Here is a 22,224-nt window from a genome sequence, read left to right as displayed (position 1 = left end):
GGAATGAAGATGCAAAGCATACGTTGCCTGGCCCTGGTGGCCATTGCACTGGTCGTCGCGGGTTGCTCCAGTTTCAGCGGCGGTGGTAGTTCAACCTTGTCACGTGATGCCTCGTGGGGCGTCGCGCCGCTGGTCAACTTCGCGCAGGCGCCGCAGGCTGGCGAACGCGCCGAGCAGATCCTGATCAGCATCCTGGCTGAACAAGGCGTAACCCCGCTGATGTACCCGCAGCAACCGCAGAAGGACCTGCTGCTGCAGGACGACCGTGAGCGTCAGAGCCAGGCGCTGGCCTGGGCGCGTGAGCAGAAGCTGGCTTACGTGATCACCGGCAGCGTGGAAGAGTGGCAGTACAAGAACGGCCTGGACGGCGAGCCGGCAGTCGGCATCAGCCTGCAGATTCTTGAGCCGGCTACCGGGCGTGTGGTCTGGAGCTCCAGCGGCGCACGTGCCGGCTGGTCGCGTGAGAGCGTTGCGGGTGCTGCCCAGAAGGTTCTGCGCAAGCTGGTAGGTAACCTCGACTTCGAGTGATAACGATGCAGTCTGCCCATAAGGATTTCAATCTTGCGCCAAGGGCCAGCGGTCGCGTTTCCTGGTGGGAAACTTCGCTGCTGACGCTCCTGGCCCTCGGTTTCGGTTACTGGTTGTCGCCGGCTGACCCGCTGCTCGTGGCAGCGTCATTCCCCTGGATGATCCTGGTACCGATACTGCTCGGCGTGCGCTACGGATTCCTGCAAGGGCTATTCAGTGCGGCGCTGCTGATCGCCGCGCTATTCGTGCTGCGCATCGCAGGGCACGAGTTGTATGCCGATACACCCGCCTCCTTCATCGTGGGCATGCTGCTGTGCAGCATGCTGGTCGGCGAGTTCCGCGATATCTGGGAACGGCGCCTGGAGCGTCTGAGCCTGGCCAACGAATACCGCCAGTTGCGTCTCGACGAGTTCACCCGTTCCCACCATATCCTGCGCATCTCCCATGATCGCCTGGAGCAACGCGTGGCGGGCAACGACCAGAGCCTGCGCAGCTCGCTGCTCGGCCTGCGCCAGCAATTGCGTGCGCTGCCGGGGGATCAGGATGCGCTGAAGTCGCTGGCCGATACGGTGCTGTCATTGCTCGGCCAGTACGGTTCGCTAAGGATCGCGGGGCTCTATCGGGTCATCGACAACCAGCGTATCGCGCCACAACCGCTGGCCGTGCTGGGCGAGATGGGCGAGCTCAAGGGCAACGACATCCTGTTGAAACAGTGTCTGGAACGTGGCGAGCTGGTCAGTGTGCGCTCCGAGGTGCTCGACCGCGGCGAGGGTGCGCGTCACTCGGTGTTGCAGGCCTGTGTGCCGCTGATCGATACCGAGGATCGCATCCTGGCGGTGCTGGCCATTCAGCAAATGCCGTTCTTCATGTTCCATGAGCGCAGCTTCAGCCTGCTGGCCATCCTCGCCGGGCATATCGCCGACCTGCTGATGAGCGATGCGCAGGCCCTGCAGCTGCCGGATGCCGATGCCCAGCAGTATTCGCAGCTGCTCAAGCGCTCGCTCACCGATGCACGTGACCACCGCCTGCCCGCCAGTCTCTTCGCCTTCGAGCTGGCCGAGGACACTGGCGAGGAGGTCCAGCGTCTGCTCGAGAGCAGTCAGCGTGGCCTGGACGTGCAACTGAAGGTCATCAACGGGCGCGGCAGTCGCCTGGTGCTGGTGTTGCTGCCGCTGACCTCGGGTGAAGGCTCCAAAGGCTATCTGGTGCGTCTGAAACAGCTCTTTGCCGAACGCTTCGGCCAGGGACGCGAGCTGGAGTCCCTGGGCGTGCAGACCCATCAGTTCCTCTTCGAGGGCGGCGCCGAGCGTGATGCGCTGCGCCATTTCCTGTTCAACGAGTGTGCCCTGAATGATCAGCAAGTGGCTGTTTAGCGGCGCCGCGCTGCTCGAACTGGGCAGTTGGGCCAGTGCGGTCAGCGATCTGCCGGCACACCAGGCCGCGCTGTTGTATGCCTCTGCCCATGGCCTGGGCAGCGCCATGCTGACAGCTGGTATCTGGCTGTTGCTGCCTCGGCGCTATCGCTTTCCGTTGCCCTGGAGCCCGCTGTTCATCTTCAGCCTGTCGTTCTTCATTCCGCTGATCGGCATGATCGGCGTGGCCCTGGCCCTGTTCCCCGCGCTCTACCTGCCGCGCAAGCGCAAGGTCCAGCCCTGGGAGGCGACAGCAGTACCCGACCTGCCTTTTCGTCCTCGGGAGCGTACGCGCGAGCTGATGTTCAACGATGGCGGCCTGCAGGACGTGCTGCGCCATGCGCAGGACCCGGACCAGCGTCTGACGGCGATCTTCGCCACGCGGCGCATGCGCAGCAAGGAAGCCATCCCGATTCTCAAGCTGGCGCTGCGTGATCCGTCCGATGACGTGCGGCTGCTGGCCTACTCCATGCTCGATCAGCGTGAAAGCCGCATCAACCAGCGTATCGAGCAGGCGCTGGCAAGCATGGAAACCACCAAGGCCGACCGCAAGTTTGCCCAGCATGGCCAGCTGGCGCGCTGGTACTGGGAGTTGGCCTACGTCGGCCTGGCCCAGGGCAGTGTGCTCGAGCACGTGCTGCAGCAGGCATGGAGCCATGTCGGCAGCGCGTTGCAAGGCGAGCCCAGTGGCGAGCTGCACCTGCTGGCCGGGCGGATTGCCATGGAGCTGGGCAACCTGGACGAAGCGTCTGCGCAGTTCGAGCAGGCGGCGCAGACCGGTACGGGCCCCGCGCAGCTGGCGCCCTATCAGGCCGAGATCGCGTTCCGCCGACAGCGTTACGACGACATCCCGCAGATGCTGGCCAGCATGCCGGCCGACATGTTGCAACGTCCCCCCTTCGCGGCATTGGCAAGATACTGGCTATGACTGAGAAAACTCCTGTTCCCGACGTGCCGAGCGTCGATGTCTGCCTGTTGCTCGAAGGTACCTGGCCATACGTGCGTGGCGGCGTTTCCAGCTGGATCAACCAGCTGATTCTGGGCTTGCCGGAACTGACCTTCTCGGTGCTGTTCATCGGCGGCCAGAAAGAGGCCTACGGCAAGCGCCACTACGCCATTCCTGACAACGTCGTGCACATCCAGGAGCACTTCCTCGAGGACGCCTGGAGCGCCATGCCTGCGACCAGCTCGCGGGCGACGCCGGAGCTCGCCGAGCTGATGATGGACGTGCACCGCTTCCTGCACTACCCGGACGAGCCGGGCCGCGAGCAAGGCGATGCCTTCGTCGATACCCTGGCGGTGGGACGCATCGGCCGCGAGGCGTTCCTGCAGAGCCGGGCCAGCTGGGACGCCATCGTCGATGGCTACACCCAGCACTGCGCCGACCCTTCGTTCGTCAACTACTTCTGGACCCTGCGCTCCATGCAGGCGCCGCTGTTCATGCTCGCCGAGGTGTCCAGAAGCCTGCCGCGGGCGCGCATGCTGCATTCGATCTCCACCGGTTATGCCGGCCTGCTCGGCAGCGTGCTGCAGCGCCGCTGGGGTTGCCACTACCTGCTCAGCGAACACGGCATCTACACCAAGGAGCGCAAGATCGACTTGGCTCAGGCGGGCTGGATCGCCGAGAGCCCGGACGAGCGCCTGAGCACCGGCCTGGATGCGGAGGTGAGCTACATTCGCCGCCTGTGGATCCGCTTCTTCGAGCGCATCGGCCTGATCACCTACCGCTCGGCACATTCGATCATCGCCTTGTACGAAGGCAATCGGCTGCGTCAGGTCAGCGATGGTGCGCCGGCCGAGCGTACCCGGGTCATTCCCAACGGCATCGACCTCGACAGCTGGGACCAGGCGCTGGCCAACCGCCCCGAGGGCGTACCTGCGGTAGCGGGGCTGGTCGGGCGCGTAGTGCCGATCAAGGACGTCAAGACCTTCATCCGCGCCATTCGCGGGGTGGTCAGTGTCATGCCGGAGGCCGAAGGCTGGATCGTCGGTCCGGAAGAGGAAGACCCCGACTATGCCGCCGAATGCCATAGCCTGGTGGCGAGTCTCGGCCTGCAGGACAAGGTGCGCTTTCTCGGTTTCCGCCAGGTGCGCGAGGTCGTCCCGCAGCTGGGCGTGATGGTGCTGACCTCGATCAGCGAAGCGCAGCCGCTGGTGGTGCTGGAAGCCTGGGCGGCCGGTACGCCGGTGGTGACCAGCGATGTCGGCTCCTGTCGCGAGCTGGTCGAGGGCTCCAGCGCGGAGGATCGACAGCTCGGTACGGCCGGCGAGGTGGTGGCGATTGCCGACCCCCAGGCCACTTCGCGGGCCATCCTTTCCCTGTTGCGCGATCCGCAGCGCTGGCACGCCGCCCAGGCGGTCGGGCTCGAGCGCGTGCGGCGTTACTACACCGAAGAACTGATGCTCGCCCGTTACCGCGAGCTGTACCGCGAAGGCACGGAGAGCGCATAGATGGCAGGCATAGGTTTTGAACTGAGGAAGATCCTGTCCAAGGACTCCTACACCTCGACGATGCGTGCGTACCTGTATGCCGGCCTGATCAGCTCCGGCCCCTGGGTGCTGTCGATCATCAGCGTGATGCTCATCGGGGTGCTGAGCCTGGGGGCGGTGCTGCCGGAAACGCTGATCGGCCAGTTCCTGGTCACGGTGACCTACCTGATGGCCTCCTCGCTGATCCTGACCGGCGGCCTGCAGCTGTTCTTCACCCGCTTCGTGTCCGATCGTCTGTTCGAAAACCGTCTGGACATGATCCTGCCCAACTTGCTGGGCATCCTGCTGCTGGTGACGGTGTTCTCCGGGCTGCTGGCCATCGTCGTGCTGAGTCTGCTGTTCGACCAGGGGTTTTCCTACCGCCTGCTGGTGATGGCCAACTTCGTGGTGCTGTGCAACCTGTGGCTGGTGATCATCTTCCTGTCCGGGATGAAGGCCTACAACCGCATCCTCGGCGTGATGTTCCTCGGCTACTCGCTGATGGTGGCCTCGGCCTACCTGCTGCGTTTCCTCAACATCGACGGCCTGCTGCTGGGCCTGCTGATCGGCCACTCCAGCCTGTTGTTCATCTTCCTCTTCGACATCCTGCGCGAGTACCCCGCCGAGCGCCTGGTGGCCTTCGACTTCCTCAAGCGTCGCCAGGTGTTCGTCAGCCTGCTGCTGACCGGCCTCTGCTACAACCTGGGCATCTGGATCGACAAGTTCATCTTCTGGTTCAACCCGGCCACCTCGGAAGCGGTGATCGGCCCGTTGCGTGCTTCGATCCTCTACGACCTGCCGATCTTCCTCGCCTACCTGGCGATCATCCCCGGTATGGCGGTGTTCCTGGTGCGCATCGAGACGGATTTTGCCGAGTGGTACGAGCGTGTCTACGACGCCATCCGCGGCGGTGAAACCCTGCAGCACATCGGCTGGCTCAAGGAGCAGATGATCCTGGCGATCCGTCAGGGGCTGATGGAAATCTGCAAGGTACAGGGGCTGACGCTGGTGCTGTTGTTCCTGCTGGCGCCGCAACTGCTGTCGTGGCTGGGCATTTCCCACTACTACTTGCCGTTGTTCTACATCGACGTGATCGGGGTGAGCATCCAGGTTGTGTTCATGGCCCTGCTCAACGTGTTCTTCTATCTGGACAAGCGCGCCATCGTGCTCGAACTGTGCGTGCTGTTCGTGCTGGCCAACGGCGCGCTGACCCTGTTCAGCCAGATGCTCGGCCCGACCTTCTTCGGCTACGGCTTTACCCTGTCGCTGCTGCTGTGCGTGTTGCTGGGGCTGTACCGGCTCAATGACGCGCTGGAAGATCTGGAGTTCGAGACCTTCATGCTCGGTCGCTGATCAGGTCCCCTCGATAGCCCCGGGCAGGCCACGCCAGTGGCGCTGCCCACCTGCCTGCCGCCAGCTCGGCCACAAGGCCGTGCGGCGCATCCGTCAGCTCTCACGCCCCTGAGCCGCGCGTCTGATCGCGCGCAGAAGCCCCCAGCGATAGATCGAGGACGACAAAAGCTTGGTCGTCACTTATCATACGTCCTACAACTGCGCAGGCGGTTGTGAATCCCGGCGCCGCAGCCGGGCCTCATTCATTGTCCTGGGGCGGCGCCGCCGTCCCTCCTGACAGGAGAACGCCATGCTGAGTCTGACTGGCCACAATTACATCGGTGGTGAGCGCCGCGCCGCCGGCACCGTGCAGCACAAAAGCCTCGACGCCAGCAGCGGTGAAGCGCTGCCGTACACCTTTATCCAGGCCACGCCGGAAGAAGTCGACGCTGCCGCCCAGGCTGCCGCTGCCGCTTATCCGACCTACCGCAACCTGTCGGCCGTACGCCGTGCCGAGTTCCTCGAGGCGATTGCCGACGAAATCGATGCCCTGGGCAATGACTTCGTGGCCCTGGTCACCCGTGAAACCGCACTGCCGGCTGCCCGCATCCAGGGCGAACGTGGTCGTACAAGTGGCCAGATGCGTCTGTTCGCCAAAGTACTGCGTCGCGGTGACTTCTACGGTGCGCGCATCGACCGCGCCCTGCCGGATCGCCAGCCACTGCCGCGTCCGGATCTGCGTCAGTACCAGATCGGCGTTGGCCCGGTTGCCGTGTTCGGCGCCAGCAACTTCCCGCTGGCGTTCTCCACTGCCGGTGGTGACACCGCCTCGGCCCTGGCTGCCGGTTGCCCGGTGGTGTTCAAGGCGCACAGCGGCCACATGGCCACCGCCGAGTGCGTGGCCGATGCGATCATCCGCGCCGCCGAGAAAACCGGCATGCCCAAGGGCGTGTTCAACATGATCTTCGGCGGCGGCGTTGGCGAGATCCTGGTCAAGCACCCGGCCATCCAGGCAGTCGGCTTCACCGGCTCGCTGAAAGGCGGTCGCGCCCTGTGTGACATGGCCGCTGCCCGCCCGCAGCCGATTCCGGTGTTCGCCGAGATGTCCAGCGTCAACCCGGTGATCGTCCTGCCAAGTGCCCTGAAGGTTCGCGGCGCCGCCGTCGCCAGGGAGCTGGCAGGCTCGGTGGTACTGGGTTGCGGCCAGTTCTGCACCAACCCGGGCCTGATCATCGGCATTCGCAGCGCCGAGTTCAGCGAGTTCGTCGCCGGCCTGGCCGACGCCATTGCCAGCCAGCCGGCGCAGACTATGCTCAATGCCGGCACCCTGCGCAGCTACACGGGCGGCCTGGCTCTGCTCAACGACCACGCCAAGGTCACGCACCTGGCGGGTAACGAGCAAACCGGCAACCAGGCGCAGCCGCAGCTGTTCAAGGCTGACGTGAGCATGCTGCTCGAAGGCGACCACCTGCTGCAGGAGGAAGTCTTCGGCCCGACCACCATCGTCGTCGAAGTCGCCGACAGCGCCGAGCTGAGCCGTGCCCTGCAGAGCATGCACGGCCAGCTGACCGCCACGCTGATCGCCGAGCGTGACGACCTGATCGCCTTCCGCGACCTGCTGCCGCTGCTGGAAGTCAAAGCCGGCCGTGTGCTGCTCAACGGTTACCCGACTGGCGTGGAAGTGTGCGACGCCATGGTCCATGGCGGCCCGTACCCGGCCACCTCCGACGCCCGTGGTACTTCGGTCGGCACCCTGGCGATCCACCGCTTCCTGCGGCCGGTCTGCTACCAGAACTACCCGGACGAAGTGCTGCCAGAAGCCTTGCAGGACGCCAACCCGCTGGGCATCCAGCGTCTGGTCGACGGCGTGCACAGCCGTGACGCGCTGAGCTGATCCGAGCGCTGTAACGAACAATGCCGCACCCTGGGGTGCGGCATTGTTCGTTCAGGCGACTGCAACCGTGCAGGCGTTGAGGCTGGGAATGATCTGAGGCGAGGCCGGTGGATCAATCACCACCGCCGCCGCCCCCATCGCCGCCCCCACTGTAGTCGAAGCCCCCGTCACTGAAACCTGAGCCGGAGTCCTGTCCGTTCAGGCCGCTGCGCTTTCTCTTGCGCGTTAGAGGCTTGGGACGTGAGCGTCGCCAGGAATAGATGAAGAGCACCACGAAGGCGACGGCGATCAGTAACAGAATGTCCATAAGTGCTCCTTGCAGGATCGGGCGCTCACATCCTATGGGGGAATGACGCGCGAAGTAAGCACTGAAAGACCGCTAAACGCGTGGAAAGCCGCACGATCTACAGATCACCCGCTCTCTACGCTGACTGACGGCCCGTGGCGATGGGGCAGGAATGCGAAGTGACGAGAGAAAAGGCCAGCGCGAAGTGCTCGCAATGATCAGTAGCACCGAAGTCAGCAGCGATCTGCTCATGTCATGAGCAGATCGCTGCTTGCAGGTCACCGTCCACAAACAACGGCCTATTTCAGACTTCCCTGGGTGGTGGGATCTGACGGCGGATGTGCCATGCCGTCGTCGATTTCGATGGACTGTTCGACCATCTGATGGATCAAGCCGGCCCGTACATCAGGCAGGTTGAGCAGCGAAGCCTTGCGGACTCTGGCCACCTCTTCCTCGGTATAGGGCTGGTAGTGCTCCGGCATGCTGGCACCCGCCATGCCGTTCTTGTCCAGCAACCAGTTGAGCAGGTCGGCCAACTGCGCATTGTTGAGCGCAGATTGCGACATGCCGGGTACGCGCACCAGGAACTCACGCCCGCCCTCGACCTTGAGGAAGTTGCCGACGAAACCCTTCATCTTCGGCGTGTCGTTGGCCTTGGAGCCGGTGCCATCGCTGAGATGGCAACCGGCGCATTGCAGTTGATAGTTCACCGGCGTGCTGTAGCCCGCTTGTGAAATAGGCTTCTGCGGTGCTTCGTTACCTGGCGCGTGCTTCTGATTCGGATCCGGAATGGCACGTGCCATGGCCTGTGGAAGGGCCATGGCAGAGGCCAGCGCAATGATCAGTGGCAAACGCATGGCAGTGCTCCTGGCTCAGATTGCCACGCCACGGATGATCGAGACCGTGCAGTGGTAAATGTGCGACTTGGCCGCGAGGCACCAGTTGACGTCGTTGTTGTTGAACGGTCGATACAGCGGTTCCTCACTGTCGTTGCGGGTACAGGCGCATTGGGCACAGCTGTGCTTACCGCAGCAGTCGTTGTAGGAAATGATGTAGTCCTTGCCGTCCGCCGGGTTGCGGCAGGTGCCGATCCAGGTCACCTGAGAGGCTTCGGTGCCCGGTGGGCAGGAGGTGACGGAGCCGCCGCAGCAGCTGCAGAGGAAACCGTCGATGGAGCAGTAGCGCCAGTAGTCGCAGCTATTGGGGTCGCCCGGATCACCGGCCTGCGGGTTTTCGGCGGCCAGGGCCTTGCTGGTGCGGTCGATGGGCAGCAGCACGGGCAGGGCGGCGCCGGCCACCATCATTGAGCCGAGGCGACCGAGGAAGTTACGCCGCGAGGTGGTGTCGGCCACGTGGCGAGTGGAGCGTTCGAACAAGCGATCTAGCAATTTCATGTCAGGGCTCCCTGGCTCAGTGGTTGTGCGCGCCGTGGGCGTGCTGGCTGTTGTGCAGGTACTGCTGGAGGGTGGCGCTGCCCAGGTGCTCGGTCTCGAACAGGCTGTCGAGGTGCTCGCGGGAGTTGACCAGGCCCTTGGCGCGCAGCACGCCGGCGTTATCGATCAGGGCGGCGTAGGGCAGCTTGCCGATCTGGTAGGTCATGCCCACTTCCGGGCCGACCACGTAGGTGGCGTCTTCGAGCTTGTGCTCGGCGATCAGCGCCTTCTGCGCGTCCATGTCACCGTCGCTGACGTAGATCACGTCGAGGCGATGAGCCTGTTCCTTGGCGATGGATTTGATCGACGGCAGCAACGACTTGCAGATCGGGCAGGTGGGCGAGAGGAAGAACAGCAACTGCGCCTTCTCGCCGGCATAGCCGAAGTTCACCGGGCGACCACTGCGGTCGGCAGCCGTCACTTGCGGGGCGGGCTCGTTGACGGCCACGCCCTTGTCGACCATCAGCGCGCCGGCGGGCGCCAGGCGGCCATGCAGCACGCCGATCTGGCGTACCAGGCCCATGACGGCGAAGGCCAGAGCGATCAGCAGGCACCACAGCAGAATGTTAGAAACGATCAGAGCTTCCATGATTCACCTTCCGATGAGTTTGAGCAGACGGGGACCGTTGGCCAGCAGGCCTTCGGCGGTGGCGTAGATGAGCAAGGCCACGGCACTGGCGGCGATGACGACGAAAGCGTCGAACAGGCCCAGGCTGCGGCTCAGTGGCGGCAGGCTCGCAACCAGCGCCAGACCTACCAGAACGGCATTGCGTGCCAGCAGCACCGGGCGGATTGGCTGAGCTTGCTCCGGGCCCGAGCAGCCGCAGTCGATATCGCGCCGGCCGCGCCACAGGTTGATGGCGATGGCCAGCGCGTAACTGGCCAGCAGTGCGGCGGCGCCGAGTGCCGCCAGGTGGCGAGTGGCCGGAACCAGCAGAGCGAAAGCCAGGGTGGCCTCGATCCAGGGCAGTGTCCGGGAAACCGGACGTACCAGGGCCGAAGGCAGCAACTGGTAATCCTCCAGCTGATTGGCGAAGCGGGCTGGCGCACGCAACTTGTGGGTCGCGGCGCTGGCCAGGATCACCGTCACGGTGAGCGCGGCGGTGATGATGAAGATCGGATCAGGTTGCATGGGGGCACCTCACCAGTGGCTGAGGATCTGAGTCGCGGTCTTTTGGATACCTTCCATGGTGCCGGTATGTTTGCCACTTTTCAGATCGAAGACTTCCAGGCCGCCGCTGATGTTGGTGCCGAGCAGCAGGGGCTTGTCGTCGTTGGTGGCGTTCAGGCTCCAGATCGGGTTGGGCGCCTCCAGTGTGCCGACACGTTTGTGCGTCTTGAGGTCGAAGGCCCAGATGACCGTGCTCGGGTCTTCCCATTTCATCGGCTCATGGGCGTCGTGCATCAACACGTAGAGACGATTGAGCTTGGGTGCCACGGTGATCAGTTGCCAGCCGCCCGGCGCCCAGCCAGCCTTCTTGTCGGCGGCGTCGGTCACCAGTTCCCAGGCTGGCAGAATCTTCGGCTTGTCGCCGGAGAAGTCCACGCCGCGCACGGTGCCGGTGGTGCTGACGAAGTAGTAGGTGTCGCCTACCGCGTAGGCGCGCTCCACCAGCTTCTCGGCGTTGGGGTCGAAGAAGGCGGTATTGCTGCGGGCGATCTCCTTGCCTTCGTCGTTCAGTGTCACTACCTGCAGGTTGCCATCACCGCAGAGGGCGGCGAAGCGGCGCTTGCCGACCGGGTAGTTGAGCACGCAGCCGGGCATCGCGATCTCGCCCGCAACGACCTTGGCCTTGCTATCCACCACGGTCACCGAGGTGGACGGGGTGAAGTTGAAGACGTAGACGAAGCGGTCATCGCTGCTGGTGCCCAGGGAATAGCGCTGGGTCAGAGCCTGGATGCGTTTGCTGGGGATCACCACCTCCCAGTCCGGGGACAGAGTGCTGGTATTCCAGGCGGTGAGCACGTCGGTGCGTGTGCCACGTGTGCCACGTGAATAGAACAAGTCGGCGGAGTACAGGTACTTGCCATCCCGACTCAAGGTCGAGGGCGCGGCGAAGCCGGTGCTGACCATCCCGAGCATTTTCTTCTTGTCCGGGTCGACGACAACCACACGACCGGTCACGAAGTTATCGAACTCGACATCGACGATATAGGCGCGATGAGGCTCGGGGGGGAAAGGGAGGGTGGTCTGTCCTATACCTAGGTCAGCCGGTAACTCGGCGTGGGCATTTCCCAGGCCGATGAGCGTGATGCTCATTGCAAGCGAGGCGTGGGTGAGGATCCTGTTTATTCGCATAGGGGGGCTCCCTGATTTTTTGAATGGATCACGACGGCGAAGTGGGGCCGCTAGTTTTCAGTATGCTGCTGGCCCTCTTTTCGAGTTTTAGTGTCCGTGCCATTCACTTGCGCGCTTGTGCCAAGACTCCAGCTCCAAGGCGCGCTCAGTCACCTGCCCAGGCCAGTGGGGCTTTACTGGCGCAACGGGGGCATTGCAGCCCCCGTTGGTTTCCGCCTGAAATCAGGATGTCAGGTTCCATCCATTCTAGTCGCGCTCAGGTGCGGAACTGTTGCATCAGTTCCTGCTGGTGGTTGGCCAGTTCGTTGAGTTGCTGACTGACATGAGCCGACTGCTCGGCCTGACCGGACAGGGACTCGGTGACGTTGCGGATCGCCTCGACATTGCGGTTGATTTCCTCGGCCACGCTGCTTTGTTCCTCGGCGGCGCTGGCGATCTGCAGGTTCATCTCGGTAATGAGGTTGACGGCCTTGTCGATGCGCTCCAGCGCGGCCACGGCCTGTTGCACCTGGCTGACGTTGCGCTGCGCCTGGCCGTGGCTGGCTTGCATGCTCTGACTGACTTCATGGGTGCCGTTCTGCAGGTTTTCGATGACCTGGCGGATCTCTTCTACCGAGTCTTGCGTGCGTTTGGCCAGGTTGCGTACTTCATCGGCGACCACCGCGAAGCCGCGGCCGGCCTCACCGGCACGGGCCGCTTCGATGGCGGCGTTGAGGGCCAGCAGGTTGGTCTGCCCGGCGATCGAGAGAATCACCTCCAGCACCGAACCGATCTGTTCGCTGCTTTGCGCCAGGTTCTGCAACTGCAGCATGCCCTCGCTCATTTCCCGGGCCTGGGCCTGAATCGCTTCGGTGGTCTGGATGATCACCCCCAGTCCTTCGCGACTGGCCAGGTCGGCATTACGCGCCGCCTCGGCTGCCTGCGCCGCGCTCTGCGCCGAGGTGTTGGCCGTGGCGGACATCTCGTGCAGGGCGGTGGCGACCTGGTCGATCTCGCGAAACTGTTGCTGCATGCCTTCGCTGGTCTGGTGCGCGATCTGTGCCGATTGGTCGGCGGTTTTGCGGGCATCGCGCACCGAGCCTTGAACCTTGGCAATCACTGGCTGCAGCTTGTCCAGGAAGCGATTGAAGGCCAGGGCCAGCCGGCCGAGTTCATCGTTGCGCGCGTAGCTCAGACGGCGGGTCAGGTCGCCCTCACCGTCGGCGATGTCTTCCAGCATCCCTGCCAGGCGCAGCAGTGGGCGAGTGATCCCGCGTGCGGCCAGCCAGATGATCACCACACCCAGCAGCGCCGCGGCCAGGCCCAGGGCGAACTCCAGGATAGAGCGCTGCACCAGCTCCTGTTCCATGCGCACCTTCATGGCTTCGGCAGGCGCCTGAAGAACCTGCTCGGGGACTTCCAGCAGCACGCCCCAGGGCTTGCTGCCGGTCACCGGGATCAGAGGTTGAAGCACGCCGAGACGGCCATTCAGCGAGAGGGTCTGCGGTTGGTTCTTGGCCAGTGCGGAAAACACTTCGCTCGCCTGGTCTGGCAGCACCTCCTGCAAGGTCTTTCCCAGCTGTGCAGCATCCCGGCTATGGGCGGCCAGCAGGCCGGAGGGACTGATGATGCTGACCGATCCGTGGCCTTCGTACAATTCGCTGCTGGCGGTCAGGGCGTCCTGCTGCAGGCTGTCGAGGCTGATGTCGAGGCCGATCACTGCCACGACCTTGCCGTTCTCCAACAGCGGAAAGGCGATGCTGGTGACCAGTCTTCGGGTGCCTGATGAGTCGTCGAAATAGGGCTCCAGCAGGCAGAGTTGGCCGCTATCTCGCGGGCATGTGAAGAACGCGTTGAACGGTGCGCCGCTCGGGCCGGGGGAGGTATCGGCCAAAAGCGACTCGTCGCCCATTATGGGCTGCAGCTCTCCGGGTTTGGCCTGCAGCCAGTAGAGGGCGAATCGCCCCGCATCGTTGCTGCCCAGATCGTTCTGCCCGCGGAACTGGCCGTCCTGGCCATCGAGGGCGTCGGGCTGGAAGATAAGAAACAGGCCGAGCAGCTCCGGGCGCTGTTCCAGGGCCTTGCGCAGCTCGCTGGTCAGCCGGCTGCGCAGTTGCTCGGCGGGCATCTCGCCCTGTGCTGCCAGCTCGCGCAGGTACATCAGGTGCCGTGCCAGGCCCAGGCCGTATTCGTGAGTGCGAGTGAAGGTACGCTGGATGCGCAGCGCCTGTGCCTGACCCTGCGCCTGCAGGTTCAGGCGCGCGGCCTCGGCGAGCATCTCCGAGCTGGACTCCTTGACTCGTTCAGTGCTGGCGCGTGTCTCATAAAGAGACAAACCCACCAGCATGGCCACTATCAGAATCAGGCAAAAGCTGACTAGCAGGGTGATCTTGCTTTGGATGCTCAAATTGGTTCCGGGCATTTTGGAGCGCTCCGCAAGAGCGCGGGGCGTAAGCGCCCCGCATACAGTCAGAATTGAGTGACGAACACCAGTTGGCTATAGAGGTTGCGGTTGTCGTTGCCGAGCTGGGTACCACCCTGGTTTGCCTGGCGGTCCGGTTGGTACAGGCCCACCACCGGCATCACGATCAGGTTGTCGCTGACGGCCCACTCCGCATAGAAATCTAGTTCACGTCCGTCGAAATTACCCAGGCTGCGGTCCAGGGTCTTGAAGTCGAACCAGAGGGCGCCGATGCTGAGGTTCTCCAGCGGCGACACCTTGACGGCCACGTGATGGACCTGGGTATTGCTGTTGAATGGCCCGGAGTAGTTGGCCGCGACTTCGCCCTGGAACCAGGTGCCATAGCCCCGGCTGAAACCGAAGAACAGCGGGTCGTAGCCTTCCGAGAAGCGGCTGTAGCGGTAGTTTACGCTGGGGCTCCAGGCCACGTCGGAAAAGGTCCAGCCGGCTTCCAGGTACCAGGCGTCTTCCTTGCCGCCGCTCTTCCTGTCCTGCCAGGCATATTCGCCGGAGAGGAACAGGTCTTTGACCCCTGCATTGCCCTGGCCGCGCACGCTGTAGGTCTTCATGCCGTCACGTCCGAGTTGCGCGGGCGAGGCGTACTGCTTGTCGATATCGCGAATATCGATCACGGTCAGGCCCAGGGTACCAGCGTCGGAAACATGCTCCAGGGTGCCCACCAGCATTTCCGGCTTGGCCTGGGCACGGTTGTCCGACTTGAGCCACATCAGGTCGCCACGCAGGCCCTGGTTGCCGCCCAGGCGCAACACGGCGGTCTGGTCGAAGGCCTTGCGCGCCGCCAGCCAGTAGGCGCCGCCACGGTCGTACTCGCCATCGGCCAGGCCGTTGCCCAGGTTCAGGGCGTCGCCATTGATCAGGAAACCATCGCCGACGCGGACGTTCTGGCGGCCGAAAGACAGATCCACGCCGTCTTCGCCGAGGGCCTCGAAGAGGTTGCCCGAACGCCAGCCCAGGTAGGCGTCCTCGATCTTGGTGGTGCGCTCGGAGCCGTCGGTGAAACCGGCGGCATCACCGTCGCCCCAGGTGCCCGAACTCAGCAGGTTGAAGGCGCCGTAGCCGGTTCCCGAACCGGCCAGGCCCTGGTCGAAGCTGATGCCGTACTTCACGTAGCCTTCACGCCAGGAGGACGAGCCCGCGTTCTTGCTGCCGCTGGTGGCGTAGTTTTCCCGGCTGTGGAACAGGCCGAAGGCGGCTTCGAGGTTGGCGTTCAGATGAGTGTCATCGTCCGCATATAGCTCGTAGGCGCTGGCTTGAGTCGCGGTGCCGATCAGAAGGGCGAGAGAGGAGAGTCGTAGTAGACGGGACGTGTGCATGGCGGCTTCCTTTTTTTCTTAGTATGAGTGGAGGTGTGTGGCTCTGACTCGATACTAAGACGTTGTGAAGAACCCACCTTGTGCGTCTTTGCCAAGGACTTGATCCTCTGTGCCAGATTAGCCTAGCAGGGCGTGGGTGAGAGCATGGCGAGCCTGCTCGATTGAGGGTGCGCGCGATGCAGAAACCGGCCCGAGGGCCGGTTGTTCAGCGGTTGTAACCTGCGTTACTGCGCCTGTGGACGTTTCAGTACCAGGGTCAGGATGTCGTAGCTGGCAACCAGCTCGCCGAGCTGGTTGCTGACTTCCACATCCCAGGCCACCACGCCCTGAGGCTCGCCTTTGGGGCTCTTCTTGCCCTGGTCGATCTTGCGTTTGCAGGTCAGGCGCGCCTGGATGGTGTCGCCGATGCCCACCGGGTTGATGAAGCGCAGGGTGTCCAGGCCGTAGTTGGCCAGTACCGGGCCCGGTGCCGGGGAGACGAACAGGCCGGCGGCAGCGGAGAGCACGAAGTAGCCGTGGGCGATGCGTTTGCCGAACTGCGACTCCGTGGCCGCCAGCTCGTCGAAGTGCATATAGAAGTGATCGCCCGACAGGCAACCGAAGTTGACGATGTCCGCTTCGGTGACGGTGCGGCGGTGCGTCAGCAGGGATTCGCCGATCTGCAGTTCGTCGAAGTAACGGCGGAACGGATGCACCTCGCTCTCGATCACCTGGGCACCGCGCACATGCTCGCGGGTCACCGCGGCCAGCATGCTCGGCGAGCCCTGGATGGCGGTGCGTTGCAGGTAATGCTTCACCGCACGCACGCCGCCCAGCTCCTCGCCGCCGCCGGCCCGGCCCGGGCCGCCATGCTTGAGCACTGGCAACGGTGAGCCGTGGCCGGTGGATTCGGCAGCGGCCTCGCGGTCGAGGATGTGCACGCGGCCATGCAGGGCGGCCATCACCGGCACTGCACGGGCGGCGACGGCGGGATCCTTGGTGACCAGGCTGGCCACCAGGCTGCCCTTGCCGCGGGCGGCCAGGGCGATGGCTTCGTCCAGGTCGTCGTAGGCCATCAGGGTGCTGACCGGGCCGAAGGCCTCGATGTCGTGGGCACCGCCTTCGGCGTGCGGATCGCGTGCACGCAGCAGGGTGGGGGCGAAGAAGGCACCTTCGCTGACGCCCTCGCCACGGGGGGCGAAGCCGTCCTGGGCGCCGAACAGCAACTCGCTACCGGCCAACAGGGCTTGCAGGCGCTCGCCAACGTCAGCCTGCTGCGCGTGGGAGGCCAGCGCGCCCATCTTCACGCCCTCCACCGAGGGGTCGCCCACCACTACCTTGGCCAGGCGCTCACGCAGGCGCTCGGCCACGGCGTCGATGTGTTTCGCCGGGACGATGGCACGGCGGATGGCGGTGCACTTCTGCCCGGCCTTGACGGTCATCTCGCGGGCCACTTCCTTGACGAACAGGTCGAACTCCGCATCGTCCGGGGTGACCTCCGGGGCGAGGATGGCGCAGTTCAGCGAGTCGGCCTCGGCGTTGAAGGGGATCGAGTTGCGCACCAGGTTGGCGTTGACCCGCAGCTTGGCGGCGGTGTCGGCGGAGCCGGTGAAGGTCACCACGTCCTGGCCTTGCAGGCGGTCCAGCAGGTCGCCGGTGCCGCCGATGATCAGTTGCAGGCTGCCTTCGGGCAGCAGGCCGGACTCGTGCATCAGGCGCACCGTGGCTTCGGTCAGGTAGCTGGTGGCGCTGGCCGGTTTGATGATGCAGGGCATGCCGGCGAGGAAGGTGGGGGCGAACTTTTCCAGCATCCCCCAAATGGGGAAGTTGAAGGCGTTGATGTGCACGGCCAGGCCGCCGCGCGGCACCAGGATGTGGCTGCCGGCGAACAGGTTCTGCTTGCCCAGGGGCATGACCGGGCCTTCGTGGACGATGTTGCCGGAGGGCAGCTCACGGGCGCCGACGCCGGCGTAGGCGAACAGGGTGCCGGTGCCGCCCTCGATGTCGATCCAGCTGTCGGCACGGGTGGCGCCGCTGTGCTGGGAAATGGCGTAGAGCTGTTCCTTGCGCTCGTTGAGGTACAGCGCCAGGGCCTTGAGGCGCGCGGCGCGCTGCTGGAAGTCCAGGGCCATGAGCGCCGGGATGCCGCGCGAGCGACCGAAGTCCAGGGCTTCGGCGAAGTCCAGCGCCTCTTCGTGGGTGCGGAACAGGGGCTGGCCGTTGACCGCGCTGCGCAGTAGCTGGGCGCCGTGTTGGCCGATCCAGCGGCCACCGATGAAGCTTTGCAGGGTGGGGGCGTTGCTCATGGGAATTCTCCGTGACAAAGGCCAGCACCTGGGGTGCCGGCCGGGGTTCGTGGTTGGCCTACCAGAGGGCGAGGGTGTAGCCGAGGATCAGGCGGTTCTCGTCGAGGTCGGTGCTCAGGCCGTTGCCCGAGCGGAAGGTGACGTTGCGCCAGCGCAGGCTCAGGCCCTTGAGGGCACCGCCCTGGATGACGTAGGCGAGGTCGCTGTCGCGTTCCCACTCTTCGCCGTGATCACCGCTGGCGGTCTTGGCGTTGCGGCCGTCGACGTAGCGGGTCATGAAGCTCAGGCCCGGCAGGCCAACGGCGGCGAAGTCATAGTCGTAGCGCAGTTGCCAGGCGTCCTCCTCGGCGCGGGTGAAGGTGTTGTAGGTCACCAGGTTCACCACGTAAGGGTCGCCGCCGTTGAGGAAGGGAAAGCCGCTACTGCCGGACATGCGCTGGAACGCGGCGCTGATGCGGTGCCCACCCTGGCTCAGGCTGAACATGGCGTTGAGGTTGCGGTTGTCGATGCGCCCGGCACGTGCGGCGCCGTCGCCCCGGCTGTCGAAGTAGCGCAGGTCGCTCTTCAGGCTGAAGCCGCCGGGCAGCGGCAGGCTGTGCACCAGGCCGGCGAACTGCTGACGGTAGATGTCGTCGAGCTTGCCGTAGTAGTAGCTGGCCGCCAGCTGCGGGCTGATGGCGTAGGTGCCGCCGGCGAAGTCGAAGGCATCGCTGCTGGCGGCGCCGTAGCCGATGTCGTCACGGCCGGAGGAGTCGCGCAGGTTGACGCGGGTCAGGCGGCCGCCGTTGAGGGTCAGACCGTCGATCTCCTGGCTGGTCAGCATCCCGCCCTGGAAGGTGGAGGACAGCAGTCGGGTGTCGTTGTAGCTGACCACCGGTAGCTGCGGCTGCAAGGTGCCCAGGCGCAGCACGCTGTTGGCGGCGCGCAGCTTGGCGGTCAGACCCAGTTCGCTGTAGTCGTCCACCGGCTGCTTGTCGGCGGGATCGAAGGGCAGCAGGCCGGTGCCACGGCGGTCGCGGCTGGAATCCAGCTTGACGCCCAACTGGCCGATGGCGTCGAGGCCGACGCCGACGCTGCCTTCGGTGAAACCGGAGCTGATCCGCGCGGTGAAGCCCTGGGCCCATTCCTCGGCCTTGGACTGGCCCGCACCGTGCTGGCGGAAGTCGCGGTTGAGGTAGTGGTTGCGCAGCTCCAGGCTGGCCTTGCTGTCGTCGATGAAGCCGGCCAGGGCCGGCGTGGCCAGAGGCAGGGCCAGGGTGGCGAGTAGTGCGGTGGTGCGGTTGAGGTTCATTGTTGTTGTGTCCGTCAATCCGTTGGAGTCAGTGGCGGCTGGCAGCACTGGCGCCGATGCCGGTCATGGAGCGGATGAACTGCGCCAGGTAGCGGCCGCGTTCCTGCCGGGCGCGCTCGGAGGTGTCGGTCACCGAGAGCAGCCAGGCACTGAAGAAGGCCAGGCTCATGGAGAACAGCGCCGGGTTGGCGTAGGGGAACAGCGGCGTCTCGTGGTGCAGCACGTTGACCCACACCGCCGGGCTCAGCACCAGCAGGACGATGGCCGAGAGCAGCCCGGCGAGGCTGCCGGCGACCGCGCCCCGAGTGGTCAGGCCCTTCCAGAACATGGAGAGGAACAGCACCGGGAAGTTGACCGAGGCGGCGATGGCCAGCACCAGGCCGGAGAGGAAGGCGATGTTCTGCGACTCGAAGAGCAGGCCGAGGATCACCGCCAGCACGCCGATGCCGAGGGTGGCGATACGTGAGACGCGCATTTCCTCGCGCTCGCTGGCCTTGCCCTTGCGCAGCACGCAGGCATACAGGTCGTGGGACACCGCCGAGGCACCGGAGAGTGCCAGCCCGGCCACCACGGCGAGGATGGTGGCGAAGGCCACGGCGGAGATGAAACCGAGGAACAGGCTGCCGCCCACCGCCTGGGACAGGTGCACTGCCACCATGTTGCCGCCGCCGATGATGGCGCCAGCGGCGTCGCGGAACTCGGGATTGGTGCCGACCATGACGATGGCGCCGAAGCCGACCACGATCAGCAGCAGATAGAAGTAACCGATGAACCCGGTGGCGTAGAACACGCTCTTGCGCGCTTCACGGGCGTCGCTGACGGTGAAGAAACGCATGAGGATGTGCGGCAGACCGGCGGTGCCGAACATCATGCCCAGGGCCAGGGAGATGGCGTCGATGGGGTTCGACAACAGTCCGCCCGGGGCCATGATCGCGCTGCCCTTGGCGTGCACCTCGGTGGCGGCGGCGAACATTGCCTCGGTGCTGAAACCGAAGTGGCGCAGCACCATGAAGGCCATGAAACTGGTGCCGGAGAGCAGTAGCACGGCCTTGATGATCTGTACCCAGGTGGTGGCCAGCATGCCGCCGAAGGTCACGTAGAAGACCATCAGCACGCCCACCAGCAGCACGGCTTGCAGGTACGACAGGCCGAACAGCAGCTCGATCAGCTTGCCGGCGCCGACCATCTGCGCCACCAGGTAGAGCAGCGCCACGGTCAGGGTGCCGAAGGCGGCGGTGATGCGGATCGGGCTCTGCTCCAGGCGGTAGGACACCACGTCGGCGAAGGTGTACTTGCCCAGGTTGCGCAGGCGTTCGGCGATCAGGAACAGAATGATCGGCCAGCCGGCGAGCACGCCCAGGGCGTACAGCAGGCCGTCGTAGCCGTTCATGAACATCATCGCCGAGATGCCCAGGAAGGACGCCGCGCTGATCATGTCGCCGGCGATTGCCAGGCCGTTCTGGAAGCCGCTGAGGCCGCCGCCGGCGGTGTAGAAGTCGGCGGTGGAGCGGGTGCGCAGCGCGGCCCAGCGGGTAATGCCGAGGGTGAACAGGACGAAGGCCAGGAACATGTAGATGGCCGTCCAGTTCAGCGGGCGGCCGCTGTCGGCGGCGAAGGCCAGCGGCGAAGCCAGCAGGCCGGCGCCGAGCAGCAGGGAAGTGAGTGCTTTCATGGGGCGAGCACCTCTTTGACCTTGTCGTTGAGCGGATCGATGACGCTGTTGGTCTGCGCGACGTAGATGCCGGTCAGGGTGAACGACAGCAGGATCACGCCGACGCCCACCAGCATGCCGACGCTGGTGACGCCGCCGCTGAGGGACTGGCCGAGCGCGCCGGGGGCGAAGGCCACCAGCAGCACGAAGCCGTAGTAGATGACCAGCATGGCGGCGGTGAGGGACCAGGTGAGGCGCTGCTTGCGCCGTACCAGCTGGATGAAGTCCGGGTGCTGGCTGATGCGTTCGAGGTCGTGCGGGCTCATGTTTGCTCTCTCTTGTTGTGGTTGTAGAGGCGGTGCGACGCAGGTGAAGCGGGTGGAGTCCTTTGTAGGAGCGAGCTCTGCTCGCGAGCGAACACATGTTCAAGCCAACGTTTCGCCAGCAGAGCTCGCTCCTACGATTCGGGTGAGGCCCTGGCAGGGCGCTGTCAGAGTTGGTCGAAGTCGAGGACGACCTTTTCGCTGACCGGATAGGACTGGCACGAGAGCACGTAGCCGGCGGCCACCTCGTAGTCCTCCAGGGCGAAGTTGCTGTCCATTTCCACCTCGCCTTCGATGACCTTGCACTTGCAGGTGGAGCACACCCCGGCCTTGCACGAGTAGGGCAGTTCCAGGCCCTGGGCGTTGCCGGCGTCGAGCACGCTCTGGGTGTTGCGTGGCAGCTCGAAGTTCAGGGCGCGGCCGTCGCTGATGACGGTGATCTGGCTGCTGACGCTGTCGGCGCTGCGGGCTGCCTCGCGTGCTTCGCGGCGAGCGGCGCCGCCTTCGCTGGCGAACAGTTCGAAGTGGATGCGCTCGCTGGGCATGCCGTGCTCGCGCAATTGCTCCCGCACGGTTTCGGTCATGCTCTGCGGGCCGCAGATAAAGGCGGCGTCCAGCGCATCGACCTGGATCCAGCGGCTGAACAGCTGGCTGCATTTGCCGGCATCGATATGACCGTTGTACAGATCCACGTCCTGTTGCTCACGGCTGAATACGAAGATCAGGTTGAGGCGTTGCAGGTAGCGGTTCTTCAGATCCTCCAACTGCTCACGAAACAGCGCCGAGGCGCTGGAGCGGTTGCCGTAGAGCAGGGTGAAGCGGCTTTGCGGTTCGCGCTCGAGGGTGGTCTTGATGATCGACAGGATCGGCGTGATGCCGCTGCCGGCGGCCACGGCCAGGTAGTTGCCGCGACGGCTGGGCTCGATGGGCACGAAGAAGCGGCCATCCGGCGGCATGACTTCGAGCTGCTGGCCGACCCGTAGCTGGTCGTTGGCATAGCTGGAGAAACGGCCACCGGCTACGCGCTTGATGGCCACCCGCAGCTCGCCATCGCCGGTGCCGGTGCAGATGGAGTAGGAGCGCCGTACTTCCTCGCCGTCCAGCTCGGTGCGCAGCACCAGGTACTGGCCCTGGGTGAAGTGGAAGGCGTCGGCCAGGTCGCCGGGAACGTCGAAGGCGATGGACACCGCGTCACGGGTTTCGGCGCGGACGTCCTTGATGGTCAGGCTGTGGAACTTGCTCATTGT

The 22,224-nt window shown here is 64.8% G+C and carries 19 protein-coding genes and 1 pseudogene; 6 read left to right on the top strand and 14 right to left on the bottom strand.

Going from position 1 to position 22,224, the window contains the following annotated elements; translation table 11 throughout:
- Positions 1-9: 9 nt before the first annotated feature.
- From ACN8M7_RS05145 to ACN8M7_RS05120, 6 genes are all read left to right on the top strand, one after another.
- Positions 10-528, top strand: a complete 519-nt coding sequence (locus tag ACN8M7_RS05145) for a penicillin-binding protein activator LpoB (RefSeq protein WP_490259991.1) — start codon at positions 10-12, stop codon at positions 526-528.
- Between the two features lie 5 nt (positions 529-533).
- Entirely contained in the window at positions 534-1,901 is a 1,368-nt protein-coding gene (locus ACN8M7_RS05140) for a PelD GGDEF domain-containing protein (RefSeq protein WP_490259990.1), read from the top strand.
- Positions 1,879-2,868: a HEAT repeat domain-containing protein gene (locus ACN8M7_RS05135; protein ID WP_490259989.1), complete on the top strand. Its 990-nt coding sequence runs from the start codon at positions 1,879-1,881 to the stop codon at positions 2,866-2,868. Before ACN8M7_RS05140 ends, ACN8M7_RS05135 begins: the two co-directional genes overlap by 23 nt.
- Positions 2,865-4,391, top strand: coding sequence for a GT4 family glycosyltransferase PelF (gene pelF, locus ACN8M7_RS05130; RefSeq protein WP_490259988.1), 1,527 nt, complete (start codon positions 2,865-2,867; stop codon positions 4,389-4,391). The genes ACN8M7_RS05135 and pelF overlap by 4 nt, the downstream gene beginning before the upstream one ends.
- Entirely contained in the window at positions 4,392-5,762 is a 1,371-nt protein-coding gene (gene pelG / locus ACN8M7_RS05125) for an exopolysaccharide Pel transporter PelG (RefSeq protein WP_061237215.1), read from the top strand. It abuts the gene before it with no gap.
- 289 nt (positions 5,763-6,051) lie between these two features.
- The gene (locus ACN8M7_RS05120; protein WP_490259987.1) at positions 6,052-7,635 is read left to right on the top strand and encodes an aldehyde dehydrogenase (NADP(+)); all 1,584 of its coding nucleotides are present in this window, start codon (positions 6,052-6,054) and stop codon (positions 7,633-7,635) included.
- A gap of 112 nt (positions 7,636-7,747) precedes the next feature.
- Here ACN8M7_RS05120 and ACN8M7_RS05115 read toward each other — a convergent pair whose 3' ends face one another.
- From ACN8M7_RS05115 to paaE, 14 genes and pseudogenes are all read right to left on the bottom strand, one after another.
- Positions 7,748-7,942, bottom strand: coding sequence for a hypothetical protein (locus tag ACN8M7_RS05115; protein WP_490259986.1), 195 nt, complete (start codon positions 7,940-7,942; stop codon positions 7,748-7,750).
- Between the two features lie 278 nt (positions 7,943-8,220).
- Positions 8,221-8,778, bottom strand: a complete 558-nt coding sequence (locus ACN8M7_RS05110) for a cytochrome C (protein ID WP_490259985.1) — start codon at positions 8,776-8,778, stop codon at positions 8,221-8,223.
- A gap of 15 nt (positions 8,779-8,793) precedes the next feature.
- Positions 8,794-9,315 carry a methylamine dehydrogenase light chain gene (locus ACN8M7_RS05105; RefSeq protein WP_061237223.1) on the bottom strand — a complete coding sequence of 174 codons (522 nt, stop codon included), beginning with the start codon at positions 9,313-9,315 and terminating at the stop codon, positions 8,794-8,796.
- A 16-nt stretch (positions 9,316-9,331) separates the two neighbouring features.
- Positions 9,332-9,943 (bottom strand): methylamine dehydrogenase accessory protein MauD, encoded by a 612-nt coding sequence (mauD, locus tag ACN8M7_RS05100; protein WP_490259984.1) that lies wholly within the window; start codon positions 9,941-9,943, stop codon positions 9,332-9,334.
- Between the two features lie 3 nt (positions 9,944-9,946).
- Positions 9,947-10,486, bottom strand: coding sequence for a MauE/DoxX family redox-associated membrane protein (locus ACN8M7_RS05095; protein ID WP_490259983.1), 540 nt, complete (start codon positions 10,484-10,486; stop codon positions 9,947-9,949).
- A 9-nt stretch (positions 10,487-10,495) separates the two neighbouring features.
- A complete protein-coding gene (locus tag ACN8M7_RS05090) occupies positions 10,496-11,653 on the bottom strand; it encodes an amine dehydrogenase large subunit (RefSeq protein ID WP_490259982.1) in 1,158 nt (385 codons plus the stop codon).
- A gap of 256 nt (positions 11,654-11,909) precedes the next feature.
- Complete coding sequence (locus ACN8M7_RS05085; RefSeq protein ID WP_490260293.1) at positions 11,910-12,665, bottom strand: methyl-accepting chemotaxis protein; 756 nt, start codon at positions 12,663-12,665, stop codon at positions 11,910-11,912.
- Between the two features lie 102 nt (positions 12,666-12,767).
- Positions 12,768-13,760 (bottom strand): annotated as a pseudogene (locus ACN8M7_RS05080) (methyl-accepting chemotaxis protein); the annotation flags it as partial.
- Positions 13,761-14,101: 341 nt separating this feature from the next.
- Positions 14,102-15,427 carry an alginate export family protein gene (locus ACN8M7_RS05075; RefSeq protein ID WP_490259981.1) on the bottom strand — a complete coding sequence of 442 codons (1,326 nt, stop codon included), beginning with the start codon at positions 15,425-15,427 and terminating at the stop codon, positions 14,102-14,104.
- Between the two features lie 224 nt (positions 15,428-15,651).
- Positions 15,652-17,712 (bottom strand): phenylacetic acid degradation bifunctional protein PaaZ, encoded by a 2,061-nt coding sequence (gene paaZ, locus ACN8M7_RS05070; RefSeq protein WP_490259980.1) that lies wholly within the window; start codon positions 17,710-17,712, stop codon positions 15,652-15,654.
- Between the two features lie 58 nt (positions 17,713-17,770).
- On the bottom strand, positions 17,771-19,003 hold the full coding sequence (locus ACN8M7_RS05065) for an OprD family porin (RefSeq protein ID WP_490259979.1): 1,233 nt from the start codon (positions 19,001-19,003) through the stop codon (positions 17,771-17,773).
- Between the two features lie 28 nt (positions 19,004-19,031).
- Positions 19,032-20,675, bottom strand: coding sequence for a cation acetate symporter (locus ACN8M7_RS05060; protein WP_092379229.1), 1,644 nt, complete (start codon positions 20,673-20,675; stop codon positions 19,032-19,034).
- Positions 20,672-20,980 carry a DUF485 domain-containing protein gene (locus ACN8M7_RS05055; RefSeq protein WP_490259978.1) on the bottom strand — a complete coding sequence of 103 codons (309 nt, stop codon included), beginning with the start codon at positions 20,978-20,980 and terminating at the stop codon, positions 20,672-20,674. Before ACN8M7_RS05055 ends, ACN8M7_RS05060 begins: the two co-directional genes overlap by 4 nt.
- A 164-nt stretch (positions 20,981-21,144) precedes the next feature.
- Positions 21,145-22,221, bottom strand: coding sequence for a 1,2-phenylacetyl-CoA epoxidase subunit PaaE (paaE, locus tag ACN8M7_RS05050; RefSeq protein WP_490259977.1), 1,077 nt, complete (start codon positions 22,219-22,221; stop codon positions 21,145-21,147).
- Positions 22,222-22,224: the final 3 nt, after the last annotated feature.

This window comes from Pseudomonas spartinae, assembly GCF_965197125.1.
Taxonomy (GTDB): Bacteria; Pseudomonadota; Gammaproteobacteria; order Pseudomonadales; family Pseudomonadaceae; genus Aquipseudomonas; species Aquipseudomonas composti_A.
The sequence above is the reverse complement of the archived record's forward strand: the minus strand, read 5'-3'. Positions and strand labels throughout refer to the sequence as shown.

What these genes read in the sequence shown, in the direction of transcription:
- ACN8M7_RS05145 (WP_490259991.1), top strand. Translation starts at nt 10, where the DNA reads ATGCAAAGCATACGTTGCCTGGCCCTGGTGGCCATTGCACTGGTCGTC.
- ACN8M7_RS05115 (WP_490259986.1), bottom strand. Translation starts at nt 7,942, where the DNA reads ATGGACATTCTGTTACTGATCGCCGTCGCCTTCGTGGTGCTCTTCATC.
- ACN8M7_RS05065 (WP_490259979.1), bottom strand. Translation starts at nt 19,003, where the DNA reads ATGAACCTCAACCGCACCACCGCACTACTCGCCACCCTGGCCCTGCCT.
- ACN8M7_RS05090 (WP_490259982.1), bottom strand. Translation starts at nt 11,653, where the DNA reads ATGCGAATAAACAGGATCCTCACCCACGCCTCGCTTGCAATGAGCATC.
- ACN8M7_RS05110 (WP_490259985.1), bottom strand. Translation starts at nt 8,778, where the DNA reads ATGCGTTTGCCACTGATCATTGCGCTGGCCTCTGCCATGGCCCTTCCA.
- pelG (WP_061237215.1), top strand. Translation starts at nt 4,392, where the DNA reads ATGGCAGGCATAGGTTTTGAACTGAGGAAGATCCTGTCCAAGGACTCC.
- ACN8M7_RS05095 (WP_490259983.1), bottom strand. Translation starts at nt 10,486, where the DNA reads ATGCAACCTGATCCGATCTTCATCATCACCGCCGCGCTCACCGTGACG.
- pelF (WP_490259988.1), top strand. Translation starts at nt 2,865, where the DNA reads ATGACTGAGAAAACTCCTGTTCCCGACGTGCCGAGCGTCGATGTCTGC.
- paaE (WP_490259977.1), bottom strand. Translation starts at nt 22,221, where the DNA reads ATGAGCAAGTTCCACAGCCTGACCATCAAGGACGTCCGCGCCGAAACC.
- ACN8M7_RS05105 (WP_061237223.1), bottom strand. Translation starts at nt 9,315, where the DNA reads ATGAAATTGCTAGATCGCTTGTTCGAACGCTCCACTCGCCACGTGGCC.
- ACN8M7_RS05120 (WP_490259987.1), top strand. Translation starts at nt 6,052, where the DNA reads ATGCTGAGTCTGACTGGCCACAATTACATCGGTGGTGAGCGCCGCGCC.
- ACN8M7_RS05140 (WP_490259990.1), top strand. Translation starts at nt 534, where the DNA reads ATGCAGTCTGCCCATAAGGATTTCAATCTTGCGCCAAGGGCCAGCGGT.
- mauD (WP_490259984.1), bottom strand. Translation starts at nt 9,943, where the DNA reads ATGGAAGCTCTGATCGTTTCTAACATTCTGCTGTGGTGCCTGCTGATC.
- ACN8M7_RS05085 (WP_490260293.1), bottom strand. Translation starts at nt 12,665, where the DNA reads ATGCAGCAACAGTTTCGCGAGATCGACCAGGTCGCCACCGCCCTGCAC.
- ACN8M7_RS05135 (WP_490259989.1), top strand. Translation starts at nt 1,879, where the DNA reads ATGATCAGCAAGTGGCTGTTTAGCGGCGCCGCGCTGCTCGAACTGGGC.
- ACN8M7_RS05060 (WP_092379229.1), bottom strand. Translation starts at nt 20,675, where the DNA reads ATGAAAGCACTCACTTCCCTGCTGCTCGGCGCCGGCCTGCTGGCTTCG.
- ACN8M7_RS05055 (WP_490259978.1), bottom strand. Translation starts at nt 20,980, where the DNA reads ATGAGCCCGCACGACCTCGAACGCATCAGCCAGCACCCGGACTTCATC.
- ACN8M7_RS05075 (WP_490259981.1), bottom strand. Translation starts at nt 15,427, where the DNA reads ATGCACACGTCCCGTCTACTACGACTCTCCTCTCTCGCCCTTCTGATC.
- paaZ (WP_490259980.1), bottom strand. Translation starts at nt 17,712, where the DNA reads ATGAGCAACGCCCCCACCCTGCAAAGCTTCATCGGTGGCCGCTGGATC.